Here is a 19,895-nt window from a genome sequence, read left to right as displayed (position 1 = left end):
TTTACTCCGCTTTGGCGTCTGCTTTCGCCGCGTTGGCCTGAACAGGGCTGGCCGGCTTCTTGACGTTGGTGGCTTCGCTGACCTTGACCTCGACGCCCGGGCGCACGTACTGCAGCCCTTCGGTGATCAGGCGGTCACCCGGGTTCAGGCCTTCCTCGATCAGCCAATCGCTGCCCAGGGTACGGTTGGCCTTGAGCTGGCGCAGTTCGACCTTGTTCTCCTGGTTGACCACCAGCGCGGTCGGTGCGCCTTTCAGGTCGCGGGTCACGCCCTGTTGCGGGGCCAGGATGGCGTTGGCGTTGACCCCGGCCTTGAGCCGCGCATGCACGAACATGCCTGGCAGCAGGGTGTGGTCGGGGTTGGGGAAGAGGGCGCGCAGGGTGACCGAGCCGGTGGTCTCGTCGACCGCGACTTCGGAGAACTCCAGGCGGCCTTCCTGCTTGAACAGGCTGCCGTCTTCCAGCACCAGCTGCACCGAGGCGGCGTTGTCGCCGGCCTTCTGCAGCTGGCCGCTTTCCAGGTCACGGCGCAGCTTGAGGAGTTCGGCGGTGGACTGGGTGACGTCGACGTAGATCGGGTCGAGTTGCTGGATGGTGGCCATGGCGTTGGCCTGGCCATTGCTCACCAGTGCACCTTCGGTGAACGAAGAACGGCCGATACGGCCGCTGATCGGTGCCAGGACCTTGGTGTAGCGCAGGTCGATCTGCGCGCTTTTGAGCGAAGCCTCGGCCTGCAATCGTTTGGCATTGGCGTCGTCGTATTCCTGCTTGGAGACAGCCTGTTCGTCGATCAGCTGCTTGTAGCGCTCGGCCAGCGAGCGGGTGGCCTGCAGGTTGGCCTGGGCATTGGCCAGGTTGGCTTCGTACACGGCAGGGTCGATCTGGTACAGCTGCTGGCCTTCCTTGACCTCACTGCCTTCCTTGAACAGGCGCTTGAGGATGATGCCGTTGACCTGCGGGCGCACTTCGGCGACGCGGTAGGCAGTGGTACGCCCCGGCAATTCCGAGGTCAGGGTGAAGGCTTGGGGCTGGATGGTCACGACGCCGACCTGAGGAGCCTGCGCCGCTGGCGCTGCTTCTTCTTTCTTACAGCCACTGAGCAGGGTTGCCAGGGCGACGGCGGAAACCAGAGCGGTAACGGCTGGCTTGAATTGCATGAGGATCCTCGGGTCGCTGGAGCTGGGAGACGCTCAAGAGTAATGGAAGAGTCTTGATCTGGAAAAATTGCTATCCGGTGGATAAATAGCTTGCTAAGGAATATACTTACATTCATGGTTGTTTGTAAATACCGCTGGGTTGTACTCGGGTACTGCCACAGCTCTTGATTAGCTCCCCCGCGAGGCACCCTGCAGAGGTGCCCCCGGAGTGTTACCCGCACGCGCCGCGCGTTCGGGGCAGATGAGGTTTGTACTGCCATGGTCCGTCGAACCAAAGAAGAAGCCCAGGAAACCCGCGCCCAGATCATCGAGGCGGCGGAAAAGGCCTTCTACAAACGCGGGGTTGCGCGAACCACCCTGGCCGACATCGCCGAACTGGCGGGTGTGACGCGAGGAGCGATCTACTGGCACTTCAACAACAAGGCCGAGTTGGTGCAGGCGTTGCTCGACAGCCTGCATGAAACCCATGACCACCTGGCGCGGGCGAGCGAAAGCGAGGACGAAGTGGACCCGCTTGGCTGCATGCGCAAGCTGTTGCTGCAAGTGTTCAACGAGCTGGTGCTCGATGCCCGAACCAGGCGTATCAACGAAATCCTGCATCACAAGTGCGAGTTCACCGATGACATGTGTGAAATTCGCCAGCAGCGCCAGGCTGCTGTGCTGGATTGCCACAAGGGCATCACCCTGGCGTTGGCCAATGCCGTGCGCCGGGGCCAGTTGCCAGGCGAGCTTGATGTCGAGCGCGCGGCGGTGGCCATGTTCGCCTATGTCGATGGCCTGATCGGGCGCTGGCTGTTGCTGCCTGACAGTGTCGATTTGTTGAAGGATGTCGAAAAATGGGTCGACACCGGGCTGGATATGCTGCGCTTGAGCCCGGCTCTGCGCAAATGACACTTTGTTAAGGATTGTGAGGGAGTGTTACCCCTTTGTGTTAAGGGGGGATTAATGCTCTCGGAATGCTCAGCTGTGCAGGTTCTGCCGGCGCGCCGAGATCTCTGTGGGAGCGGGTTTACCCGCGAACACCGGCGAAGCCGGTGCCATTCACCGCGCTGCCTTCTTCGCGGGTGAACCCGCTCCCACAGGGATCGCACAAGATGCAGGTTTGCAGCAAGGCAGCAGCCCACACAACGGTGCGGCCGACTTCAGCGTCCACGCAGTTGCCGGTCGGGCAATGCAAGCGCTGCAAACAGTCCCAGCACAGCTACCCCGGCACTCCCCAGCAGCAAATGCTGGAACGTCTCCAGCAACCGCCCCTGTGTCACCAGGTCCACTTCTCCGGCCTTCAGGCTCCCCAGCAACGGATTACCCAGCGACTCGAACCCGCCCTGGTGCAGCAGCGCCAGCAGCAGGCTGGACATGCACGCCACTCCCATGGCCCCACCCAGCGAGCGGAACAGGTTGGTGGTGCTGGTGGCCACGCCGATGTCCTTGCTGTCCACCGCGCTTTGCGTGCCTACCAGCGAGGTCGGGAACTGCAGCCCGCAAGCGATGCCGGTCAGCAGCATGAACAGTGCACTGAGCAAGACCGACTGCGGCGGGGTCAGCGCCATGGCGAAAATGGCCAGTGGCATCAGCAGTGCGCCGGCCAGGATCTGCGGCTTGTAGCGCCCGGTCAGGCTGGTCATGCGCCCGCCGGTGAAGGCACCCATGGGCAGCCCCATCACCAGCGGCAGGAGGTGCAGGGCAGCACTGTCGGCGCCGGCACCGGTGATGCCCTGGTAGCGCAACGGCATGAGCATGGTCAGGGAGATCGACTGGAAGCTTGCGAAGAAGATCACGCCCCAGCACAGCACCGCCACGCGATTGCCGAACAGGCCGAGCGGCAGCAGCGGCTCCGGGCAGCGGCGCTCATGGGCAATGAACAGCATCAAGCCCAGCGCGGCGCAGGCGAACAAGGCCAGCACAGCCGGGTCGACCCAGGCGTGGCCCTGGCCGACCAGGGTAATGCCCAGCAACAGGCTACCCAGGCCGAGAATCAGCAAAACGGCACCCAGGTAATCCACCTGCGCCTCGCGGCGCTGCACCGGCATGCCGCCGAGGGCGCGGCGGATCGCCCACAGTGCAACCAGCCCCAGTGGCAGGTTGATCCAGAACACCCAGCGCCATGACAGGTATTCGGTCAACCAACCGCCCAGCACCGGGCCGGCGACACTGGCCACCGCGTACATGCTGCTGAAGTATCCCTGGTAGCGGCCGCGCTCCCGTGGGGGGACGAAGTCGCCGATGATCGCCTGGCTCACCGAGACCATGCCACCGGCACCAATGCCCTGCAGTACCCGGGCCAGCACCAGCTGTTGCATGTCCTGGGCCAGGGCGCAGGCGATCGAGGCCAGGGTGAACAGGCTGATGCCGGTGAGGATCATCCGGCGCCTTCCGTACAGGTCGCCCAGCTTGCCGTAGATCGGCACGGCGACAGTCATCGCCACCATGTAGCCGGAGATGACCCAGGCCAGCAGGCCGACATCGTTGAACTGCGCCGAGATCGCCGGCAGCGAGACGGCAACGATGGTCTGGTCCAGGGCGCCGAGGAAGATCGCCAGCATCAGGGCGGTGAGCACGTTGCGCAGGGTGGTGGGGGGCAGGGCGGCGGTCACGGGGATACCTTGTATGACGGTGGCGGCCTTCTTCGCGGGTAAACCCGCTCCCACAGGTCCGGTGTCGCTCCTGAGGACGGCGCGGTCCCTGTGGGAGCGGGTTTACCCGCGAAGAGGCCAGCATGAAGTCCCCGAATTGTAACCTGAGTTAGGTAGCTTCCTATCCACTATCTGCATCCCCTATGCAAGATCGGCATTGGCGCATTCATTCAGTGCTGCATGGCTGCGTGATATCGTTGGTATGCCACAGAGGCCGAAAATCGGGGGTTTGCACCAGCTTGGTGCAACATTATGCCGCAGGTTTTTGCGCCGCTGTCTCCCACACCTTTTATTCCTCTGCCTGCATGTCGAGCATGACCGCCCAGATGGCGACGGTTGGAACAGGCCAGGTAGACCCGATTACAGGGGTCGGTAGTTACCGTTCGAATTTCAACTTATTTTGCGGAGTGATCATGCCCAAGGCTTCCCATCAAGATCTGCGTTTTGCCTTCCGCGAGCTGCTCGCTTCAGGTTCCTGTTATCACACCGCATCGGTGTTCGACCCGATGTCGGCACGCATTGCCGCAGACCTGGGCTTCGAGGTCGGCATCCTCGGTGGCTCCGTCGCTTCGCTGCAGGTACTGGCTGCACCGGACTTCGCCCTGATCACCCTCAGCGAGTTCGTCGAGCAGGCCACCCGTATTGGTCGCGTGGCACAACTGCCGGTGCTGGCTGACGCCGACCACGGCTATGGCAACGCGCTGAACGTCATGCGTACGGTCATCGAACTGGAGCGCGCCGGCGTGGCTGCCCTGACCATCGAGGACACCCTGCTACCTGCCCAGTTCGGGCGCAAGTCCACCGACCTGATCCCGGTTGAAGAGGGCGTCGGCAAGATCCGTGCGGCGCTGGAGGCACGGGTCGATTCGTCGCTGTCGATCATTGCCCGGACCAACGCTGGCGTGCTCACCACCGAAGAAATCATCGTGCGTACCCAGAGCTACCAGAAGGCCGGAGCCGATGGCATCTGCATGGTGGGGGTGAAGGACTTCGAGCAACTCGAGCAGATTGCCGAGCACCTGACGGTGCCACTGATGCTGGTGACCTACGGCAACCCGAACCTGCGTGACGACGAGCGCCTGGCACGCCTGGGCGTGCGCATCGTGGTCGATGGTCACGCGGCCTACTTTGCCGCGATCAAGGCCACCTACGATTGCCTGCGGCTGCAGCGCGGCCAGCAGAACAAGTCGGAAAACCTCAGCGCCACCGAACTCTCGCACACCTACACCCAGCCCGAGGACTACATCCGCTGGGCCAAGGAGTACATGAGCGTCGAGGAGTGACAATGCCATTCCTGTAGGAGCGGCTTTACAAGTCCTGATCCCACTCCGGTTCGTCCTTGAACCGCTGCACAAGAAAATCCAGCATGCTGCGCAAGGTCGCCGGCATGTGCTTGCGTGAGGTGTACACCGCATTCAGGTTCAGTTCGCGCGGGCTGGCTTCGGGCAGCAGGCGCACCAGTTCACCCCGGCGCAGGGCCTGCGCTGCCTGGTAGGTCGGCAGCATGGCGATACCTGCGCCGGCCAGCGCCGCCTTCTGCAGTGTCATCGCCTCGTTGGCACTGATGTTCCCCGCCACTGGCACGGCGACTTGCTGGCCGGCTACCTCGAAATGCCACAGGCTGTGGCCGAAGTAGGCATGTGTCAGGCAGTTGTGCCGGCTCAGTTCCTCGACCCGTTGCGGCGTGCCGTGCTCGCGCAGGTAGGCCGGTGCCGCACACACTGCCGAGCGGCATACGCTCAGGCGCCGGGCAATAAGGTTGGGGTCCAGGTCATTGCTGGTGCGGATGGCCAGGTCGATGCGCTCGTCTACCAGGTTGACCGTGCGATCGAGCATCTGCAGTTCCACCTTCACCCCAGGGTAGCGTCGGACGTAATCGGCCACAGCATCCACCAGTTGGGCCTGGCCGAATGAGGTGCTGACGCTGATGCGCAGCGCGCCCTTGGGCGCGTCATCCGGCTGCTGCACCGCGGCCTGCAGGTCGCCAGCCAATTCCAGCAATTGCCGGCAGCGGGGCAGGGTTTCCTGTCCGGCGGCGGTGAGGCTGAGCTTGCGTGTGGTGCGCTGCATCAGCCGTGCGCCAACCCAGTCTTCCAGCTCTGCCAGGTAGCGCGATACCACCGGCCGCGACAGTTGCAGATGATCCGCCGCCGCCGACTGGCTGCCCAGGTCGACGACGGTGACGAAAACGCGCATGGCGTTGAGACGGTCCATGATTTGCCCGGTTTCAGAAACAAACTATGTTCGAGCATCGCATTTTTTGTCACGGATTGGGCAACTAAGCTGTTGGGCATTGTTCATTTGACGGGCGTTTGCGATGTCTCTTTTCACTCCCTTGCGTGGCCTGCTGCTGGCCTGTGTGACCCTGGCCGGCCCGGCGCTGGCTGCCGACCCCTTGCGGCTGGAGGTTTACAACCCCGGGCATGAGGCGATCTTCCCGGTCAGTTCGGTGATCGTCAGCGGCGAGCACGACGCCATCCTCGTCGATGCCCAGTTCGGCAAGGCCCAGGCCGAGCAACTGGTGCAGCGCCTGCGGGCAGGCGGCAAGCAGCTGACCACTATCTACATCAGCCATGGCGACCCGGACTACTATTTCGGCCTGGATACCCTGACCCAGGCCTTCCCGGACGCCAAGGTGCTGGCGTCGGCCGCCACGGTTGCCCATATCCGCCAGACCAAGGATGCCAAGCTGGCCTACTGGGGCCCGCAGATGGGCGCGGACAAGCCGGCGCGGCTGGTGCTGCCACAGGTGCTCGAAGGCAACCGCCTGACGGTGGAAGGGCAGGACCTTGAGGTGGTCGGCCTGGACGGCCCGCAACCTGACCGCAGTTTTGTGTGGATCCCGTCGATCAAGGCGGTGGTCGGTGGCGTGGTGGTGTCGGAGAACATTCATGTATGGATGGCCGACACGCAAACGGCCAAGTCCCACGCCGACTGGCTCGGCACCCTGGCGCACATCGAAGCGCTGGCGCCGCGCACGGTCATACCCGGGCATTACCTGGGGGACAGCAGCCGCTCGCTGCAGGCCGTGCGTTTCACGGCGAACTACATTCGTGATTTCGATGCCGAGACCGCCCAGGCGAAAGACGCCGGTGCGTTGATCGCGGCGATGAAGCGACGTTACCCGAGCCTGGCCGATGAAAGCTCGCTGGAGCTGGGGGCCAAGGTCGCCAAGGGCGAGATGAAGTGGTAGTTCCGTTCAACTGATGGAGAGTATCCCATGAGCAAGATTGCAATCATCGGTGCCACCGGCCGCGCTGGCAGCCAGTTGCTGGAAGAGGCCCTGCGCCGTGGCCACAGTGTGCTGGCCATCGCCCGCGACCCGTCGCGGTTGCAGGGGCGGGAGGGGGTGACCGTCAAGGCGCTGGATGCCAAGGACAGCGCAGCCCTGCAAGCGGCGGTCGCGGGTGTGGATGCGGTGCTGAGTGCGGCGCATTTCTCGACCATCGAGCCACACGCCATCATCGAGCCAGTCAAACGGGCCGGGGTCAGGCGCCTGCTGGTGGTGGGTGGGGCCGGTAGCCTTTTGCTGCCGTCTGGGCATCGGGTGATCGACAGCCCGGACTTCCCCGAGGCATACAAGGCCGAGGCCACTGCCGGAGTGCGTTTCCTGGAAGCGTTACAACGGGAGCCGAACCTGGACTGGACCTTCCTGTCGCCGTCGGCGGAGTTCGTTGAAGGTGAGCGCAGCGGGCATTACAAGCTGGGCAAGGATCATCTGTTGATCGGCGCGGAGGGCAAGAGCTGGATCACCTTTGCCGATTACGCGATTGCCATGCTCGACGAACTGGAAAAGCCGGCGCATTCGCGGCAGCGTTTCACTGTCGGCTATTGAGTCGCCTGCTTCGCGGGCACGCCCGCTCCCACAGGTAAAGCACAGGTCTTGGAATCTGTGCTGTACCTGTGGGAGCGGGCGTGCCCGCGAAGGGCTGCAACGCAGTCCCAAAAGAATCCTGCTAATGAGCGGTTATTTGCTTAGTGAGCGCGCACGATAGGCGGATTTCCGCTCATTCCCGCTCGATGAAGTCCTCGCGCACCAACCCATGCCGCTGCATCTTTTCGTTCAGCGTGCGCCGCGGCAGCTGCAAGGCCTCCATCACCGCCTTGATTTCGCCCCCGTGCTGGCGCAGCGCCGCGCGCAGGCATTGCGCCTCAAACGCTTCCATCTGTTCGCTCAGCGACTGCCCGGCAGGCGCCACCTCGATGTTCGGTGAGCCCAGCCCCAACGCATGGCGTTCCGCCGCATTGGCCAGTTCACGCACGTTGCCCGGCCAGTCATGCGACAGCAGCTGCGCCAGTTGCGCGCCCGACAGTGGCGGGGCTGCGCGACCAAGCTTTTCGCCGGCGGCACGGGCAAAGTGCTCGAACAGCAGTGGAATGTCCTCACGCCGTTCACGCAACGGCGCCAGGCGCAACTCGGCCACGTTCAGGCGATAGGCAAGGTCTTCGCGGAAGCGCCCGGCGCGGGCTTCTTCGAGCAGGTCGGGCTTGGTCGCGGCAATGATGCGCAGGTCGACGCTGATGCTCTGGTTGGCCCCCAGGCGTTCCAGCTTCTGTTCCTGGATCACCCGCAGCAGCTTGGCCTGTTGGGCCAGTGGCATGCTTTCGATTTCGTCGAGGAACACCGTGCCACCGTTGGCGTACTCCAGCTTGCCGATGCGCTTGCCTTGGGCACCGGTAAAAGCGCCGCTTTCATGGCCGAACAGCTCGGCCTCGAACAGCGACTCGGGGATGGCTGCACAGTTGAGGGCGACGAACGGCTTGCCGGCGCGTGGGCCAAAATCGTGCAGGCAGCGGGCCACGCGCTCTTTGCCACTGCCGGTTTCGCCTCGGATCAGCACATTGACCGGCAGGCTGGCCAGGTCCAGCACTTGCCGACGCAGCTGTTGCAGGCCCTGGGACATACCCAGCAGTGTGCCTTCCAGGCGTGACTTGAGATCGGCCTGCTCGTGCAGCCGGCGGTTTTCCAAGACCAGCTGGCGCTTTTCCAGGGCCCTGCGCAGGCTGCCCAGCAGGTGCTGCGGGGTAAAGGGCTTTTCCAGGAAGTCGTAGGCCCCGCTGCGCATGGCTTCCACTGCCATGGGCACATCGCCGTGGCCGGTCAGCAGGATCACCGGCAAGTCGGGGTCGTCCGCCTGCAGGCGTTCGAGCAACTGCAGGCCATCCATGCCCGGCATGCGTACATCGCTGATGATCACCCCGGGAAAGTGCCGTGGCAGGTGTGCCAGGCATTCTTCGGCGCGGGCGAACAGTTGCACGCTGAAGCCCGACAGGCTCAGCCATTGTTCGACCGCCGTGCGGATACTGGCTTCATCATCGACGACGATCACTGAATTCAACATGCAGGCTCCAGGTCACGGGGCAGGGTAAGGCTCAGGCGCGCGCCGCCAGGCAGGTTTTCGGCCTGCAGCTTGCCGCCGGCCTCGTGGACGATGCCGTAGGAAATGGCTAGCCCCAGCCCAAGGCCTTCACCCACCGGCTTGGTGGTGAAGAATGGATCGAAGACCTTGGCCAGGTTGGCCTCGGCAATGCCGCCACCCGAATCCAGCACGCTCAGGCGCCATAGCTCGCCGTCGGGCTCGATGCGGATCTCCAGGCGTTTGTAGCGCTTGTCGGCCATGGCGTCGAGGGCATTGCGCAGCAGGTTGATCAGCACCTGCTCCAGGCGAATGGCATCGCCGCGCACCCAGGCCGGGCGCGCCAGGTACAGGGCTACCTCCACTTCTTCGCTGCGAATACGCGCCTCCAGCAGGTGCAGTGCCTGGTCGACCACGGTGGCCAGGTCGAGGCGTTCGCGCAGGCCGACCGGGCTGTTGCGGGCGAAGGTTTTCAGGTGACTGGTGAGCGCGGCCATGCGCGTGAGCATCTGCTCCAGCGGCTCCAGTGCCTGGCGTGCTTCGTCATATCGGCCATGGTCGAGCAGCAGACGCAGGGTTTCCAGTTGCATGCGCTGGGTGGTCAGCGGCTGGTTGATTTCATGGGCCATGGCCGCCGACATCTGCCCAAGCGCCGCCAGCTTGGCCGATTGCACCAGCCCCTCCTGGGCGGTGCGCAGCTCACGGGTGCGTTCCTCGACCTGGCGCTTGAGCTCCTCCCGGCTACGCTGGCGCAGGCGGGCAAGGCGCAGGCGCTGGCTGACGAACAGCGCAGCGAACACCAGGCTCAGCCATACGGCGGCGGCGCCGAGGGCGGCATTGCGACCGTCGGCGGCCACCTGCGGCTTGCGCAGCAGATGCAAGGTCCAGTTTTCACTTTCCAGCGGCAGGCTTTCCCACAGGTACTCGGCGCTACCCTCCGGGCCTTGCACGCGGCTGAGGGTGCTGTTGGCGGCAAAGCGGGTCAGCACCTGGTGCTGCAGCGGCACCAGCGGTTGCTTGTCGTACTGACGGGTTTCGGCCAGTTCGGCACGGTCGGCACCATTGAGCGGCTGCAGCTCGCGGTAGCGCCAGCCGTCCTGGTTGGCGATGAAGGTGATGCCACGGGCATCGCTGACCAGCAGGATGTCGCTGCCCTGGCGCCACTCGCGTTCCAGCTCGGGGAACTCCAGCTTCACCACCATGGCGCCGAGGAAGCGGCCATGCTCGTCGTTCACCGCGCTGGCGAGGAAGTAGCCCGGCACGCCACTGGTCACACCGACTGCGTAGAAGCGGCCACTGCCTTGGCTGCGGGTTTGCTTGAAGTAGGGGCGGAAACCGTAGTTGGAGCCCACATAGCTGCTGGGCAGCCGCCAGTTGCTGGCGGCGATGGCCAGGCCGGTGCGGTCGAGCAGTTCGAGGGTGGAGGAGTTGGCAGCGCCGTTGATGCGTTCGAGCTTGCGGTTCAGGGCGTCCTGCATCGGTTCGCTGACCGGGCCGCGCAGGGCGGCGATCAGTTCCGGGTCCAGCGCCAGCACGGCGGGCAGGGCGCGGTAGCGGTCGATCAGCGTGTGCAGGGCATTGGCATACAGGCCCAACTGCTGGCTGGCACGCTGGGCGTCGGCTTCCATGGCCTGGCGCTTGGCCTGGTGCATGGCCCAGCCGGCGCTGAGGGCGGTGCCCAGCACGATCAGCAGGGAGATCAGCCCCAGACGCAGGGCGCGAACGGAAAAGGGCATGGGGCGGATCCGGATTGAATGGGAGATCAGGGCCGGCCTCTTCGCGGGCTTGCCCGCTCCCACAGGTATCGCGCAGGCCATCTGCTTGCGGAGTACCTGTGGGAGCGGGCAAGCCCGCGAATGGGCCGGTACAGGCATAACCTGTCAGTTACAGCAGTTCAAAGCTCTGTTGCTGCACCGCCTGGGAATCCAGCCCGACCTGGACATTGAATTCCCCTGGCTCGGCAACCCGCTGCAGTTGGCCATTGTAGAACTTCAGGTCTTCTTCGCTGATGCGGAAGCTCAACGTGCGCGACTCGCCAGGCTTGAGCATCAGCTTCTGGAAGTTCTTCAGTTCCTTCACCGGGCGGCTCATCGATGCCGATACATCCTGCAGGTACAACTGCACCACGGTCTCGCCTGCCACCTTGCCGGTGTTCTTCACCGTCACCTTGGCTTCCAGCGTGTCGCCACGCTTGAGGTCCTTGTTCGACAGCTTCAGCCCCGACAGCTCGAAGCTGCTGTAGCTCAGGCCATAGCCGAACGGGTACAGCGGGCCATTCGGCTCCTCGAAGTACTGCGAGGTGTAGTTGCCCGGCTTGCCCGGTGTGAACGGCCGGCCAATACGGGTGTGGTTGTAGTACATCGGGATTTGCCCGACCGAACGCGGGAAGGTGATGGCCAGCTTGCCGGACGGGTTGTAATCGCCGAACAGTACGTCGGCAATCGCGTTGCCGCCTTCGGTACCGGCGAACCAGGTTTCCAGAATGGCGTCGGCCTGCTCGCGTTCCCAGGCAATCGACAGTGGGCGGCCGTTCATCAGCACCAGCACCAGCGGCTTGCCGGTGGCCTTCAGGGCCTTGATCAGCTCCCGCTGGCTGGCCGGGATTTCCAGGGTGGTACGGCTCGACGACTCGTGGGACATGCCGCGGGATTCGCCGACCACTGCCACCACCACATCGGACTGCTTCGCCGCCTTCACCGCCTCGTCGATCAGCACCGCGGGCGGGCGCGGGTCGTCGACGATTTCCGGAGCATCGAAGTTGAGGAAGTTCAGGTAATCGAACATCGCCTTGTCGCCGGTGACATTGGAGCCTTTGGCGTAGACCAGCTTGGCCTTGCCCTCCACGGCGCGGCGCAGGCCTTCGCGCACGGTCACCGAGTGCACCGGTTTGCCGTCGGCAGCCCAGCTGCCCATCATGTCGATCGGCGCATCGGCCAGCGGGCCGACCAGGGCGATGGTGCCGGCCTTTTTCAGCGGCAGGGTCTGGTTGTGGTTTTCCAGCAGTACCAGGCTGCGGCGCGCCACGTCACGCGCGGCATCGCGGTGTAGGCGGTCGTTGCCGTAGTAGTCCTTCAGGTCGGTTTCGGCCTTGCCGATGCGCACGTACGGGTCCTTGAACAGGCCCATGTCGTACTTGGCACCCAGCACTTCGCGCACTGCCTGGTCCAGTTCGGCCTGGGTCACTTCGCCAGACTTCAGCAGGCCTGGCAGCTCTTCGCCGTACAGGGTGTCGTTCATGCTCATGTCGATGCCGGCCTTGATCGCCAGTTTGGCGGCTTCGCGCCCGTCGCGGGCGACGCCATGGCGGATCAGTTCCTGGATGGCACCGTGGTCGCTGATGGTCACGCCCTTGAAGCTCCACTCCTTGCGTAGCAGGTCGTTCATCAGCCAGGTATTGGAGGTGGCCGGCACGCCGTTGATCGAGTTCAGCGCCACCATCACCCCGCCGGCACCAGCGTCGAGCGCGGCGCGGTAGGGTGGCAGGTAGTCGTTGTACATTTTCGGCAGGCTCATATCGACCGTGTTGTAGTCGCGCCCGCCTTCCACCGCGCCATACAGGGCGAAGTGCTTGACGATGGCCATGATGCTGTCGGGGTTGGCCGGGCTGCTGCCCTGGAACGAGCGGACCATCACCTGGCCGATCTTAGAGGTCAGGTAGGTGTCTTCGCCGAAGCCCTCACTGGTGCGGCCCCAGCGCGGGTCGCGGGCGATGTCGACCATCGGTGCGAAGGTCATGTCCAGGGCGTCGGCCGCGGCTTCGATGGCGGCGGTGCGGCCGACCTTGGCGACGGCGTCCATGTCCCAGGTCGCGGCCATGCCCAGGCCGATCGGGAAAATGGTGCGTTCGCCGTGGACGGTGTCGTAGGCGAAGAACATCGGAATCTTCAGCCGGCTACGCATCGCCGCGTCCTGCATGGGGCGGTTCTCGGGGGCCGTGCGTGAGTTGAAGGTACCGCCGATGCGCCCGGCGGCAATTTCCTCGCGGATCTTATCCTTGGGCATTTCCGGCCCGATACTGATCAGGCGCAGTTGGCCGATCTTCTCGGCTTCGGTCATCTGGCTGATCAGATGGTCGATGAACGCCTGCTTGTCCTGCAGGGGCGGGGCGGAGGGGGCGGCGAGTGCCGCCTGACTGGCAAGGCCCATGGCCAGGCCCAGCAAAGACAGTTTCATCATCAATTCCGTTGTGAGGCCTGTGCCGTATCCACGGTGATACGCGCGCGGCCGAAGTTTTCAGGCGGCTATTGTTGTACGATTCGCAGGCATTTCTTCCAGCGGCGGATTATGCCTGAATATGTCGCCTGCGGACGAAGCCCCGAATGCCGGGACAACAACTATAAGAACGCTCAAGAGACCGACGGCATGACCCCCCTCGACGAATACCATCAGCGCCAGATCGCCGAAGCCATTGCCCGTGCCGAACGGCGCACCGATGCCGAACTGGTGACGGTGCTGGCCCGCCGGGCCGACGATTATGCCTACTGGCCGTTGTTCTGGGCCGCCGTGCTGGCGCTGGCCGTGCCGGCCCTGTTGCACTGGCTGCTGGGTTGGCCCGGAGTGCGTGGCTTGCTGGTGGCCAATGTGCTGCTGTTCGTAGGCTTGTGCCTGCTGCTGCGCAGCCCGCGCCTGGCCGGCTGGCTGATCCCCCGGGCCCTGCGCCGCTGGCGTGCTTCGCGCCTGGCCCGCCAGCAGTTTCGCGAACAGAACCTGCAGCGCACTGCTGGTGCCACGGGCGTACTGATCTTCGTCAGCGAGGCAGAGCGGCATGTGGAGATCCTGGTCGACCGCGGTATTGAGCGCCATCTCGATGCCACCGCCCGCGCGGCCATCGTCGCCCGCCTTGCCGAACAGGTACGCCAGGGCCGCACCTTGCAGGGGTTTGTCGAGTGCATCGAGGCATGCGGCGAACTGCTCAGCGAACATGTGCCGCCTACCCATGCACGTAACGAGTTGCCCAACCGGTTGGTGATTCTCGATTGAGCCGAACCCCGATGGCTTGACGCGCCCCCCTGTAGGAGCGGCTTTAGCCGCGAACACCGGCGCAGCCGGGGCCATGCACCGCGTTGGATTCTTCGCGGCTAAAGCCGCTCCCACAGGGTACGCGTACCGCTTGCGAATTCGGTTCCCTACGCGACAGCGCAGCCCAAAGGACTGGGCGATCTCCCACAGGAAGTTAGCCACCCTGTAGAATGCGTGCATTGCGCCATGCGCTCCCCGCTACCCGAGGCACCGTTTTTCCATGTCCGCCAGTTCTTCTGCCCCATCCGCGCCGGATGCGCGCACCCAGTTTCTCGACCTGCTGAACGCCGCCCTGCATGGCAATACCCTGGTCAAACTGGTATTGGCGCGCCATGTCGGTGCCGACCAGACCTTGCAACGGATCATTGCTAAGCCGCTGCAGGTCAAGGGCCAGCCGTGCCTGTCGCTGGTCTATCGCCACCAGACCCGTGACATCACCCGCAATCTGGCGCTGGAGCAGGCCCAGGCGCTGGTCGCCGAGCTGCTACCGGACAGCTTCCGCAACGCGCACCTGTTCGATGCCGACGGTGAAGTGCAGTTGACCTTCAGCAAGAAGGGCAAGCCCATGCTCCAGCGCCACGGCGCACAGGCGCCACGCGAAGCTGCCAGCAGCAGCGGCCATGACCGCGAGAAGAAGCGCTATCTGGAGCTTTCACGGCCGTTCCTGCGTGACCTCGGGGTTACTGACGCACAAGGCGCGCTGATACCGTCGATGTCGCGCAAGTGGAAGCAGATCAACAAGTTCATCGAAGTCTTCGACCACGCCCTGGCCAGTGCACCGGTGCCGGCGGAGCAGGCGCTACGGGTGGCCGACTTCGGCTCAGGCAAGGGCTACCTGACCTTTGCCATGCACGACTACCTGCGCAATAGCCTGGGCCGCGAAGCGCAGGTAACCGGCGTCGAGCTGCGCCAGGACATGGTCGACCTGTGCAACGCCGCCGCCTTGCGCCTGGAGCACCCGGGCCTGGAGTTCCAGTGTGGTGACGTGCGTAGCGTGGTGCCCGAGGCCATCGAAGTGATGATTGCCCTGCATGCCTGCGACATCGCCACCGACTACGCCATCCACACCGGCATTCGCTGCAACGCCGCGATCATCATGTGCTCGCCGTGTTGCCACAAGCAGATCCGCCCGCAACTGCACAGCCCGGGGTTGTTGCAACCGATGCTGCAGTACGGCCTGCACATGGGCCAGCAGGCCGAAATGCTGACCGACAGCCTGCGCGCGCTGTACCTCGAAGCCTGCGGGTACGAGACCAAGGTGTTCGAGTTCATCTCGCTGGAGCACACCAACAAGAACAAGATGATTCTTGCGGTGAAGCGGCGCCAGGCAGGGGACAACGGCGCGTTGCTGGAGAAGATCGGGCAGCTCAAGGCCTTTTACGGGGTGCAGGAGCATTGCCTGGAGACGTTGTTGCGTGCGGATGGGTTGCTCTGACGTTACGACGCCAGGCAGCTCCTGCAACTGACTGCGTTGAGCGATCAGGTGCGAGCTGGCGCCTCGATAGCCAGTTCTGCCTGTCCCAACGGATGCGTACTGGCATCAAAGAAGTGCAGCATTGTCCCCGGCATATCCCCGAACCTGTCGACAAAATGCTGCTTCTGGTTGATCACCGATGCCTCGCTCAACGGCCTTATGGCAATCGACAGATGCGTCGGTCGGGCCTGTCGGATGGCTTCGAGCAGATGCTGGTCACTGCTGTCCAGGTGCAGCCCGAACAGGCATAGCCCCTGGCTTTCCCGCGCCAGTTGCCCCAGGCACCAGCCCAGGTAGTCAGAGTTGCGGATGGCGCGCAGCTTCTCGTCGCTGCGGTCTTCGTTGACGAACAGCGGCACTTCGCCCGGGATGTTCACGGCAAAACCATCAAGCAGTTCGGCGCTGTCGGCACTGCGTTGGCGGGTGGTACCGTCGGGCAGCTTGAGCAGGTGCAGGCCGCCATGCAGGTGCAGCACCCGCGTGCCTTCGCCGTTGGTGCGGCGCACGTCGAAGAAGCCTTGCTCGTCGAACAGTTCGGCGAAACCCTGCGGGGCGTGTTGCACGGCCCACGGTAGCAGCAGGTCGTAGTTGCTGGTGTAGACGCTGCGGTAGCCGCGCAGGGCCTGGTTGAGGGTTGCCAGGGTCGTGGCCGGCATGAGTGGCCACGGCAGGTGCACCGTGCGTACGGCGTGGATCAGCGCTTCCTTGATCGAGTAGTAGCGGTTCAGCGGCGCGGTGGAGTTGATGGCCAGCGCGGCGTTGGTGCGCACGGTGGTGTTGAGGGCGCTGAGCACCGGCTCGAACAGTTCCGTACCCAGTGACTTGAACAGTGCCTGGTCGCTGACGGCCAGGCCTTTCTTGCGCCCGGCACGTTGCGCTTCCTCGAACAGCGAGAAGTAGCCGAACGGCTTCCACAGCACGCGGCTGGCGCCGTTGCCCAGCAGCAGGGCGTCGCAAGGGTGGCGGGCGGCGAGTTCCGGCCAGGGGGTGAGAGTGGCGTCTAGTGCGGGCATGCTGGGGTCCGTTGGGTGGAGCGGGAACGGGGGCGACTTTAGCATGTCATGCAAGGCGTGCGAGGGTTGGTGTCCAGACAACTGCTTTGTGCAGGCTGCACTGGCCCTATCGCCGGCAAGCCAGCTTGTATGGTTAGACTTGAAGGGAGGAGGAGGGACAAAGCCAGCTTCTGACTGTTAGCGCAGTACAGACCGTGGGAGATCTCGCCCCTCCTCCCTTTTCACCCAAGCGCCGATAAAGAATGCTTCCGGGCTCAGACCGACGAAAGACACAAGCCAGCGCCTCTGGGTGACCCTTCAAGTGCTTCAACACTATCGAGGAGAGTTGCTCATGGCAATGGTGGTTGCTGATTCAAAGCGGCTGATTGGCGTGGATGTGGCCAAAGCGGAACTGGTCATCTGGGACGATGAATCAGCAGAGCTCATAGCAATCCCCAATACCAAAGCAGCTATTAAGAAATGGCTCAAAGGCCTCTCGGGTGCGATGTCCGTGGCCATCGAGGCGACCAACATCTATCACGTTCTGTTTACGGATCTGGCCTTTGAGTTTGGGCATACGATCTACGTGGTAGATGGTTACGCCCTGAGCCATTACCGCAAAGGCGTCAACGTACGCGCTAAGACAGATGCAATTGATGCCCAGCTGTTGGCCCGCTATCTGAAGAACGAAGGACAGGACCTTACGCCTTGGGCGCCGCCACCGGCTATCTATCGACAACTTCTGAGCCTGTTTCGGCGACGTGCGGGACTGGTCCAGGCACGAACCAGCCTGTCTCAGGGATGGGCTAATGAACCGCTACTTAGAGCCGCCTTCAAGACACATCTGCGTGCGATGCAGCGGCTTGAGCTGCTGGTGGAGAAGATGATCAAGGGTCTGCTGGAAAAGGCCGGACTGATGCCTCAGGTAAAGCGCTGCATGAAGGTCGAGGGGATTGGTTTTCTAACGGCTGCACGCCTGACTGCGACGTTTCAGCGTGGCAACTTCAGCGGGGGTGATGCGTTTATCGCCTTTTTGGGTATGGATCTGAGGATTGCGCAGTCGGGGCAGAAAAAAGGGCAATCCAAGCTCACGAAGCGAGGAGACCCCGAAGCTCGACGCCTCCTTCACAACGCAGCCATGTCGGCATGCCGCACGGCAGTATGGAAATCGTACTACGAAGAGCGCCTGGCACGTGGTTTTAGCACGACAGCATCGCTTGTCATGCTCGCACGCAAATTGGCGCGAGTAGTATTTGCCCTACTGAAAAGCGGAGATGAGTATCGGTCAAAAGCCGCTTAAAAAACTTCCCTAAAACCATAGAATCTCCCACATGTTCGTCACAGGCATTGAGAGCAGTGCAGTACCTATGGGAGCCCGCTTGCCTGCGATATGGCCAGTAGCAGCGACGCAACGCTTCAACCTTGTTCAGCCTGTTGCCCAACGCGACTCCTGTTACGCCAAACCCGATAGGCGCGAATGCCCGCCCGCACCGAGCCGAACAGCAGTTTGTCTTCCATCTCCCGGGCCATCCCCGAGCGCACCAGCATGCGCAGGAAGGTGCCGCGGGCACGGGCGATGGCGAAGAAGATGCCCTGGGCGGCCAGGGTGTCGCGCACTTCGCGCAGGGCGGCGATGCCGCTGACGTCGATGCTGGTCACCGCCTCGGCATCGAACAGCACGGCCCTGGGCCGTTCCTGGCTCTGCACCGCTTCGAGCAGGCGCATCTTGAAGTAGTCGGCGTTGAAGAACAGGATCGCGTCGTCGAAGCGGTACACCACCAGGCCTGGCACGGTGCGGGCATCCTTGTGTTTGCGGATGTCCACCTGGCCTTCGGTGCCCGGCAGCCAGCCCAGCACTGCGTCGGTGGGCTGATAGATGCTGTACAGCAGGCGCAGGATCGCCAGGGTCACGGCAAACACGATGCCGGGCAGCACGCCCAGGCTCAGCACACCGACCGTGGTCAGCAGGCAAAGCCAGAACTCGAAGCGGCTCAGGCGGCGGATATGCTTCAGCGACTTGATGTCGATCAGCCCCCAGCCTGCCATCAGCAGCACGGCACCCAGCGCGGCCTGCGGGATCCACGCCATCGGCGCGGTGAAGAACAACAGGATCAGGGCGATGACCAGTGCTGCGATGATGCCCACCAGTTGGCTCTTGCCACCGACCATGTCGTTGACCGCAGTGCGCGAGTCTGCGCCGCTGATGGCAAAGCCCTGGGAAACCCCGGCAGCCAGGTTGCTTACGCCCAGGGCGACGAATTCGTGGTTGGCGTTGATCGCGTAGCCGTGCCGGGCGGCAAAGCTGCGTGCGGTGAGCATGGCGCTGCAGAAGCTGACGGTGGCGATACCCAGGGCGTCGCGCAGCAGGCTTTTCATTTCTGCCAGGTTACTGTGTGGCCAGGCCAGCTGCGGGATGCCGGCAGGTACCGGGCCGAGAATGGCGACGCCAAAGCGGTCAAGGCCGAGCAGGCCGACCAGCAGCATGAACAGCGCCACTACAGTTAGCGCCGCAGGCAGCTTGGGGTAGCGTCGTGGCAGCCAGATCAGCAGGCCCAGTGCGGCGATGCCGATGAGCAGCGTCACCCAGTGGATTTCGCCCAGGCGCTGGAAGAAGTTGATCAGGCTGAGGATGAAACCGTCGCCCTCGATCTTGAACCCCACCACCTTGGACAACTGCCCGGCGATCAGGCTCAGGCCGATACCGTTGAGATAACCGATCAGGATCGGCCGCGAGAAGAAGCTGGCGATGAACCCGGCCCGGGCTACCCCAGCCGCGATCAGCATTACCCCGACCAGCAAGGTGACGATCACCGACAGCTCAGCAATCCGGTGCGGCTCGCCCATGGCCAACGGCGCCACGGCGCCGGCGATCATCGCGCAGGTAGCGGCGTCTGGGCCGACCATCAGCTGGCGCGAGCTTCCGATCAGGGCATAGACCATCATCGGCAGCACACAGGCATACAGGCCGTACTGCGGCGGCAGGCCGACGATCTGCGCGTAGGCGATGGCAATGGGAATCTGGATCGCCGCCACCGAGAGGCCGGCCTGCAGGTCGGCGTGGAACCACTCGCGGCGGTAGTGCAGCAGGTTGGCAAGGCCCGGTAGCCAGCGGGAGAGAAACATGCGTCGTCCTTTCGAAATGCTTCACGAATCCATCCACGCATTGAAGCGGATCGGCAGGCAAATGGCCATGGGGCAGGTCAAAGGGAGGGGGGAGAAACGAAAAAAGGAGCCTGGGCTCCTTTTGACAGCGATGACGTTGCT

General features: G+C 63.6%; 15 protein-coding genes. 7 read left to right on the top strand and 8 right to left on the bottom strand.

Annotation, left to right across the window (positions count from 1 at the left end; translation table 11 throughout):
- Position 1: 1 nt before the first annotated feature.
- Positions 2-1,156, bottom strand: coding sequence for a toluene efflux RND transporter periplasmic adaptor subunit TtgA (gene ttgA, locus KDB76_RS23215; protein WP_013974035.1), 1,155 nt, complete (start codon positions 1,154-1,156; stop codon positions 2-4).
- Positions 1,157-1,414: 258 nt separating this feature from the next.
- On the opposite strand from ttgA, the gene ttgR reads away from it, so the two are divergent.
- Positions 1,415-2,047 carry an efflux transport transcriptional regulator TtgR gene (gene ttgR / locus KDB76_RS23210; RefSeq protein ID WP_013974034.1) on the top strand — a complete coding sequence of 211 codons (633 nt, stop codon included), beginning with the start codon at positions 1,415-1,417 and terminating at the stop codon, positions 2,045-2,047.
- Between the two features lie 251 nt (positions 2,048-2,298).
- Here the strand turns inward: ttgR and KDB76_RS23205 are convergent, their stop codons facing one another.
- Positions 2,299-3,750 carry an MDR family MFS transporter gene (locus tag KDB76_RS23205; RefSeq protein WP_038410116.1) on the bottom strand — a complete coding sequence of 484 codons (1,452 nt, stop codon included), beginning with the start codon at positions 3,748-3,750 and terminating at the stop codon, positions 2,299-2,301.
- Positions 3,751-4,202: 452 nt separating this feature from the next.
- Between KDB76_RS23205 and KDB76_RS23200 the strand changes: the two genes are divergently transcribed.
- Positions 4,203-5,072, top strand: coding sequence for an oxaloacetate decarboxylase (locus KDB76_RS23200; protein ID WP_003259571.1), 870 nt, complete (start codon positions 4,203-4,205; stop codon positions 5,070-5,072).
- 25 nt (positions 5,073-5,097) lie between these two features.
- Here KDB76_RS23200 and KDB76_RS23195 read toward each other — a convergent pair whose 3' ends face one another.
- Positions 5,098-6,003, bottom strand: coding sequence for a LysR family transcriptional regulator (locus tag KDB76_RS23195; protein ID WP_013974031.1), 906 nt, complete (start codon positions 6,001-6,003; stop codon positions 5,098-5,100).
- Positions 6,004-6,106: 103 nt separating this feature from the next.
- On the opposite strand from KDB76_RS23195, the gene KDB76_RS23190 reads away from it, so the two are divergent.
- Both KDB76_RS23190 and KDB76_RS23185 read left to right on the top strand, forming a co-directional pair.
- On the top strand, positions 6,107-6,982 hold the full coding sequence (locus KDB76_RS23190) for an MBL fold metallo-hydrolase (protein WP_024087688.1): 876 nt from the start codon (positions 6,107-6,109) through the stop codon (positions 6,980-6,982).
- 27 nt (positions 6,983-7,009) lie between these two features.
- Positions 7,010-7,624, top strand: a complete 615-nt coding sequence (locus KDB76_RS23185; protein WP_013974029.1) for an NAD(P)-dependent oxidoreductase — start codon at positions 7,010-7,012, stop codon at positions 7,622-7,624.
- A gap of 172 nt (positions 7,625-7,796) precedes the next feature.
- Here KDB76_RS23185 and KDB76_RS23180 read toward each other — a convergent pair whose 3' ends face one another.
- The 3 genes from KDB76_RS23180 to bglX all read right to left on the bottom strand — a co-directional run bounded on the left by KDB76_RS23180 (position 7,797) and on the right by bglX (position 13,322).
- Entirely contained in the window at positions 7,797-9,131 is a 1,335-nt protein-coding gene (locus tag KDB76_RS23180; RefSeq protein WP_024087687.1) for a sigma-54 dependent transcriptional regulator, read from the bottom strand.
- Positions 9,125-10,882 (bottom strand): ATP-binding protein, encoded by a 1,758-nt coding sequence (locus KDB76_RS23175; RefSeq protein ID WP_024087686.1) that lies wholly within the window; start codon positions 10,880-10,882, stop codon positions 9,125-9,127. Before KDB76_RS23175 ends, KDB76_RS23180 begins: the two co-directional genes overlap by 7 nt.
- Positions 10,883-11,030: 148 nt before the next feature.
- Positions 11,031-13,322, bottom strand: a complete 2,292-nt coding sequence (gene bglX / locus KDB76_RS23170) for a beta-glucosidase BglX (protein ID WP_024087685.1) — start codon at positions 13,320-13,322, stop codon at positions 11,031-11,033.
- Positions 13,323-13,508: 186 nt separating this feature from the next.
- Between bglX and KDB76_RS23165 the strand changes: the two genes are divergently transcribed.
- Together KDB76_RS23165 and KDB76_RS23160 are read left to right on the top strand one after the other, a co-directional pair.
- The gene (locus KDB76_RS23165; RefSeq protein ID WP_013974020.1) at positions 13,509-14,126 is read left to right on the top strand and encodes a TPM domain-containing protein; all 618 of its coding nucleotides are present in this window, start codon (positions 13,509-13,511) and stop codon (positions 14,124-14,126) included.
- A gap of 259 nt (positions 14,127-14,385) precedes the next feature.
- Entirely contained in the window at positions 14,386-15,600 is a 1,215-nt protein-coding gene (locus tag KDB76_RS23160) for an SAM-dependent methyltransferase (protein ID WP_013974019.1), read from the top strand.
- 44 nt (positions 15,601-15,644) lie between these two features.
- On the opposite strand, the gene KDB76_RS23155 is transcribed toward KDB76_RS23160, so the two are convergent.
- A complete protein-coding gene (locus tag KDB76_RS23155) occupies positions 15,645-16,652 on the bottom strand; it encodes a DUF4917 family protein (RefSeq protein ID WP_013974018.1) in 1,008 nt (335 codons plus the stop codon).
- A 331-nt stretch (positions 16,653-16,983) separates the two neighbouring features.
- On the opposite strand from KDB76_RS23155, the gene KDB76_RS23150 reads away from it, so the two are divergent.
- Complete coding sequence (locus tag KDB76_RS23150) at positions 16,984-17,931, top strand: IS110 family transposase (RefSeq protein WP_038408539.1); 948 nt, start codon at positions 16,984-16,986, stop codon at positions 17,929-17,931.
- A gap of 116 nt (positions 17,932-18,047) precedes the next feature.
- On the opposite strand, the gene KDB76_RS23145 is transcribed toward KDB76_RS23150, so the two are convergent.
- Positions 18,048-19,754 (bottom strand): SulP family inorganic anion transporter, encoded by a 1,707-nt coding sequence (locus KDB76_RS23145; RefSeq protein WP_013974017.1) that lies wholly within the window; start codon positions 19,752-19,754, stop codon positions 18,048-18,050.
- Positions 19,755-19,895: the final 141 nt, after the last annotated feature.

Origin of the sequence: Pseudomonas sp. JS425 (assembly GCF_018223845.1) — a bacterium.
Classification (GTDB): domain Bacteria; phylum Pseudomonadota; class Gammaproteobacteria; order Pseudomonadales; family Pseudomonadaceae; genus Aquipseudomonas; species Aquipseudomonas asiatica.
This window is presented reverse-complemented; position numbering and strand designations above follow the sequence as displayed.

Bases quoted from the DNA above. Each gene is read 5' to 3' on its own strand.
- ttgA (WP_013974035.1), bottom strand. From the start codon at position 1,156: ATGCAATTCAAGCCAGCCGTTACCGCTCTGGTTTCCGCCGTCGCCCTG.
- ttgR (WP_013974034.1), top strand. From the start codon at position 1,415: ATGGTCCGTCGAACCAAAGAAGAAGCCCAGGAAACCCGCGCCCAGATC.
- KDB76_RS23200 (WP_003259571.1), top strand. From the start codon at position 4,203: ATGCCCAAGGCTTCCCATCAAGATCTGCGTTTTGCCTTCCGCGAGCTG.
- KDB76_RS23195 (WP_013974031.1), bottom strand. From the start codon at position 6,003: ATGGACCGTCTCAACGCCATGCGCGTTTTCGTCACCGTCGTCGACCTG.
- KDB76_RS23190 (WP_024087688.1), top strand. From the start codon at position 6,107: ATGTCTCTTTTCACTCCCTTGCGTGGCCTGCTGCTGGCCTGTGTGACC.
- KDB76_RS23185 (WP_013974029.1), top strand. From the start codon at position 7,010: ATGAGCAAGATTGCAATCATCGGTGCCACCGGCCGCGCTGGCAGCCAG.
- KDB76_RS23180 (WP_024087687.1), bottom strand. From the start codon at position 9,131: ATGTTGAATTCAGTGATCGTCGTCGATGATGAAGCCAGTATCCGCACG.
- KDB76_RS23175 (WP_024087686.1), bottom strand. From the start codon at position 10,882: ATGCCCTTTTCCGTTCGCGCCCTGCGTCTGGGGCTGATCTCCCTGCTG.
- bglX (WP_024087685.1), bottom strand. From the start codon at position 13,322: ATGATGAAACTGTCTTTGCTGGGCCTGGCCATGGGCCTTGCCAGTCAG.
- KDB76_RS23165 (WP_013974020.1), top strand. From the start codon at position 13,509: ATGACCCCCCTCGACGAATACCATCAGCGCCAGATCGCCGAAGCCATT.
- KDB76_RS23160 (WP_013974019.1), top strand. From the start codon at position 14,386: ATGTCCGCCAGTTCTTCTGCCCCATCCGCGCCGGATGCGCGCACCCAG.
- KDB76_RS23155 (WP_013974018.1), bottom strand. From the start codon at position 16,652: ATGCCCGCACTAGACGCCACTCTCACCCCCTGGCCGGAACTCGCCGCC.
- KDB76_RS23150 (WP_038408539.1), top strand. From the start codon at position 16,984: ATGGCAATGGTGGTTGCTGATTCAAAGCGGCTGATTGGCGTGGATGTG.
- KDB76_RS23145 (WP_013974017.1), bottom strand. From the start codon at position 19,754: ATGTTTCTCTCCCGCTGGCTACCGGGCCTTGCCAACCTGCTGCACTAC.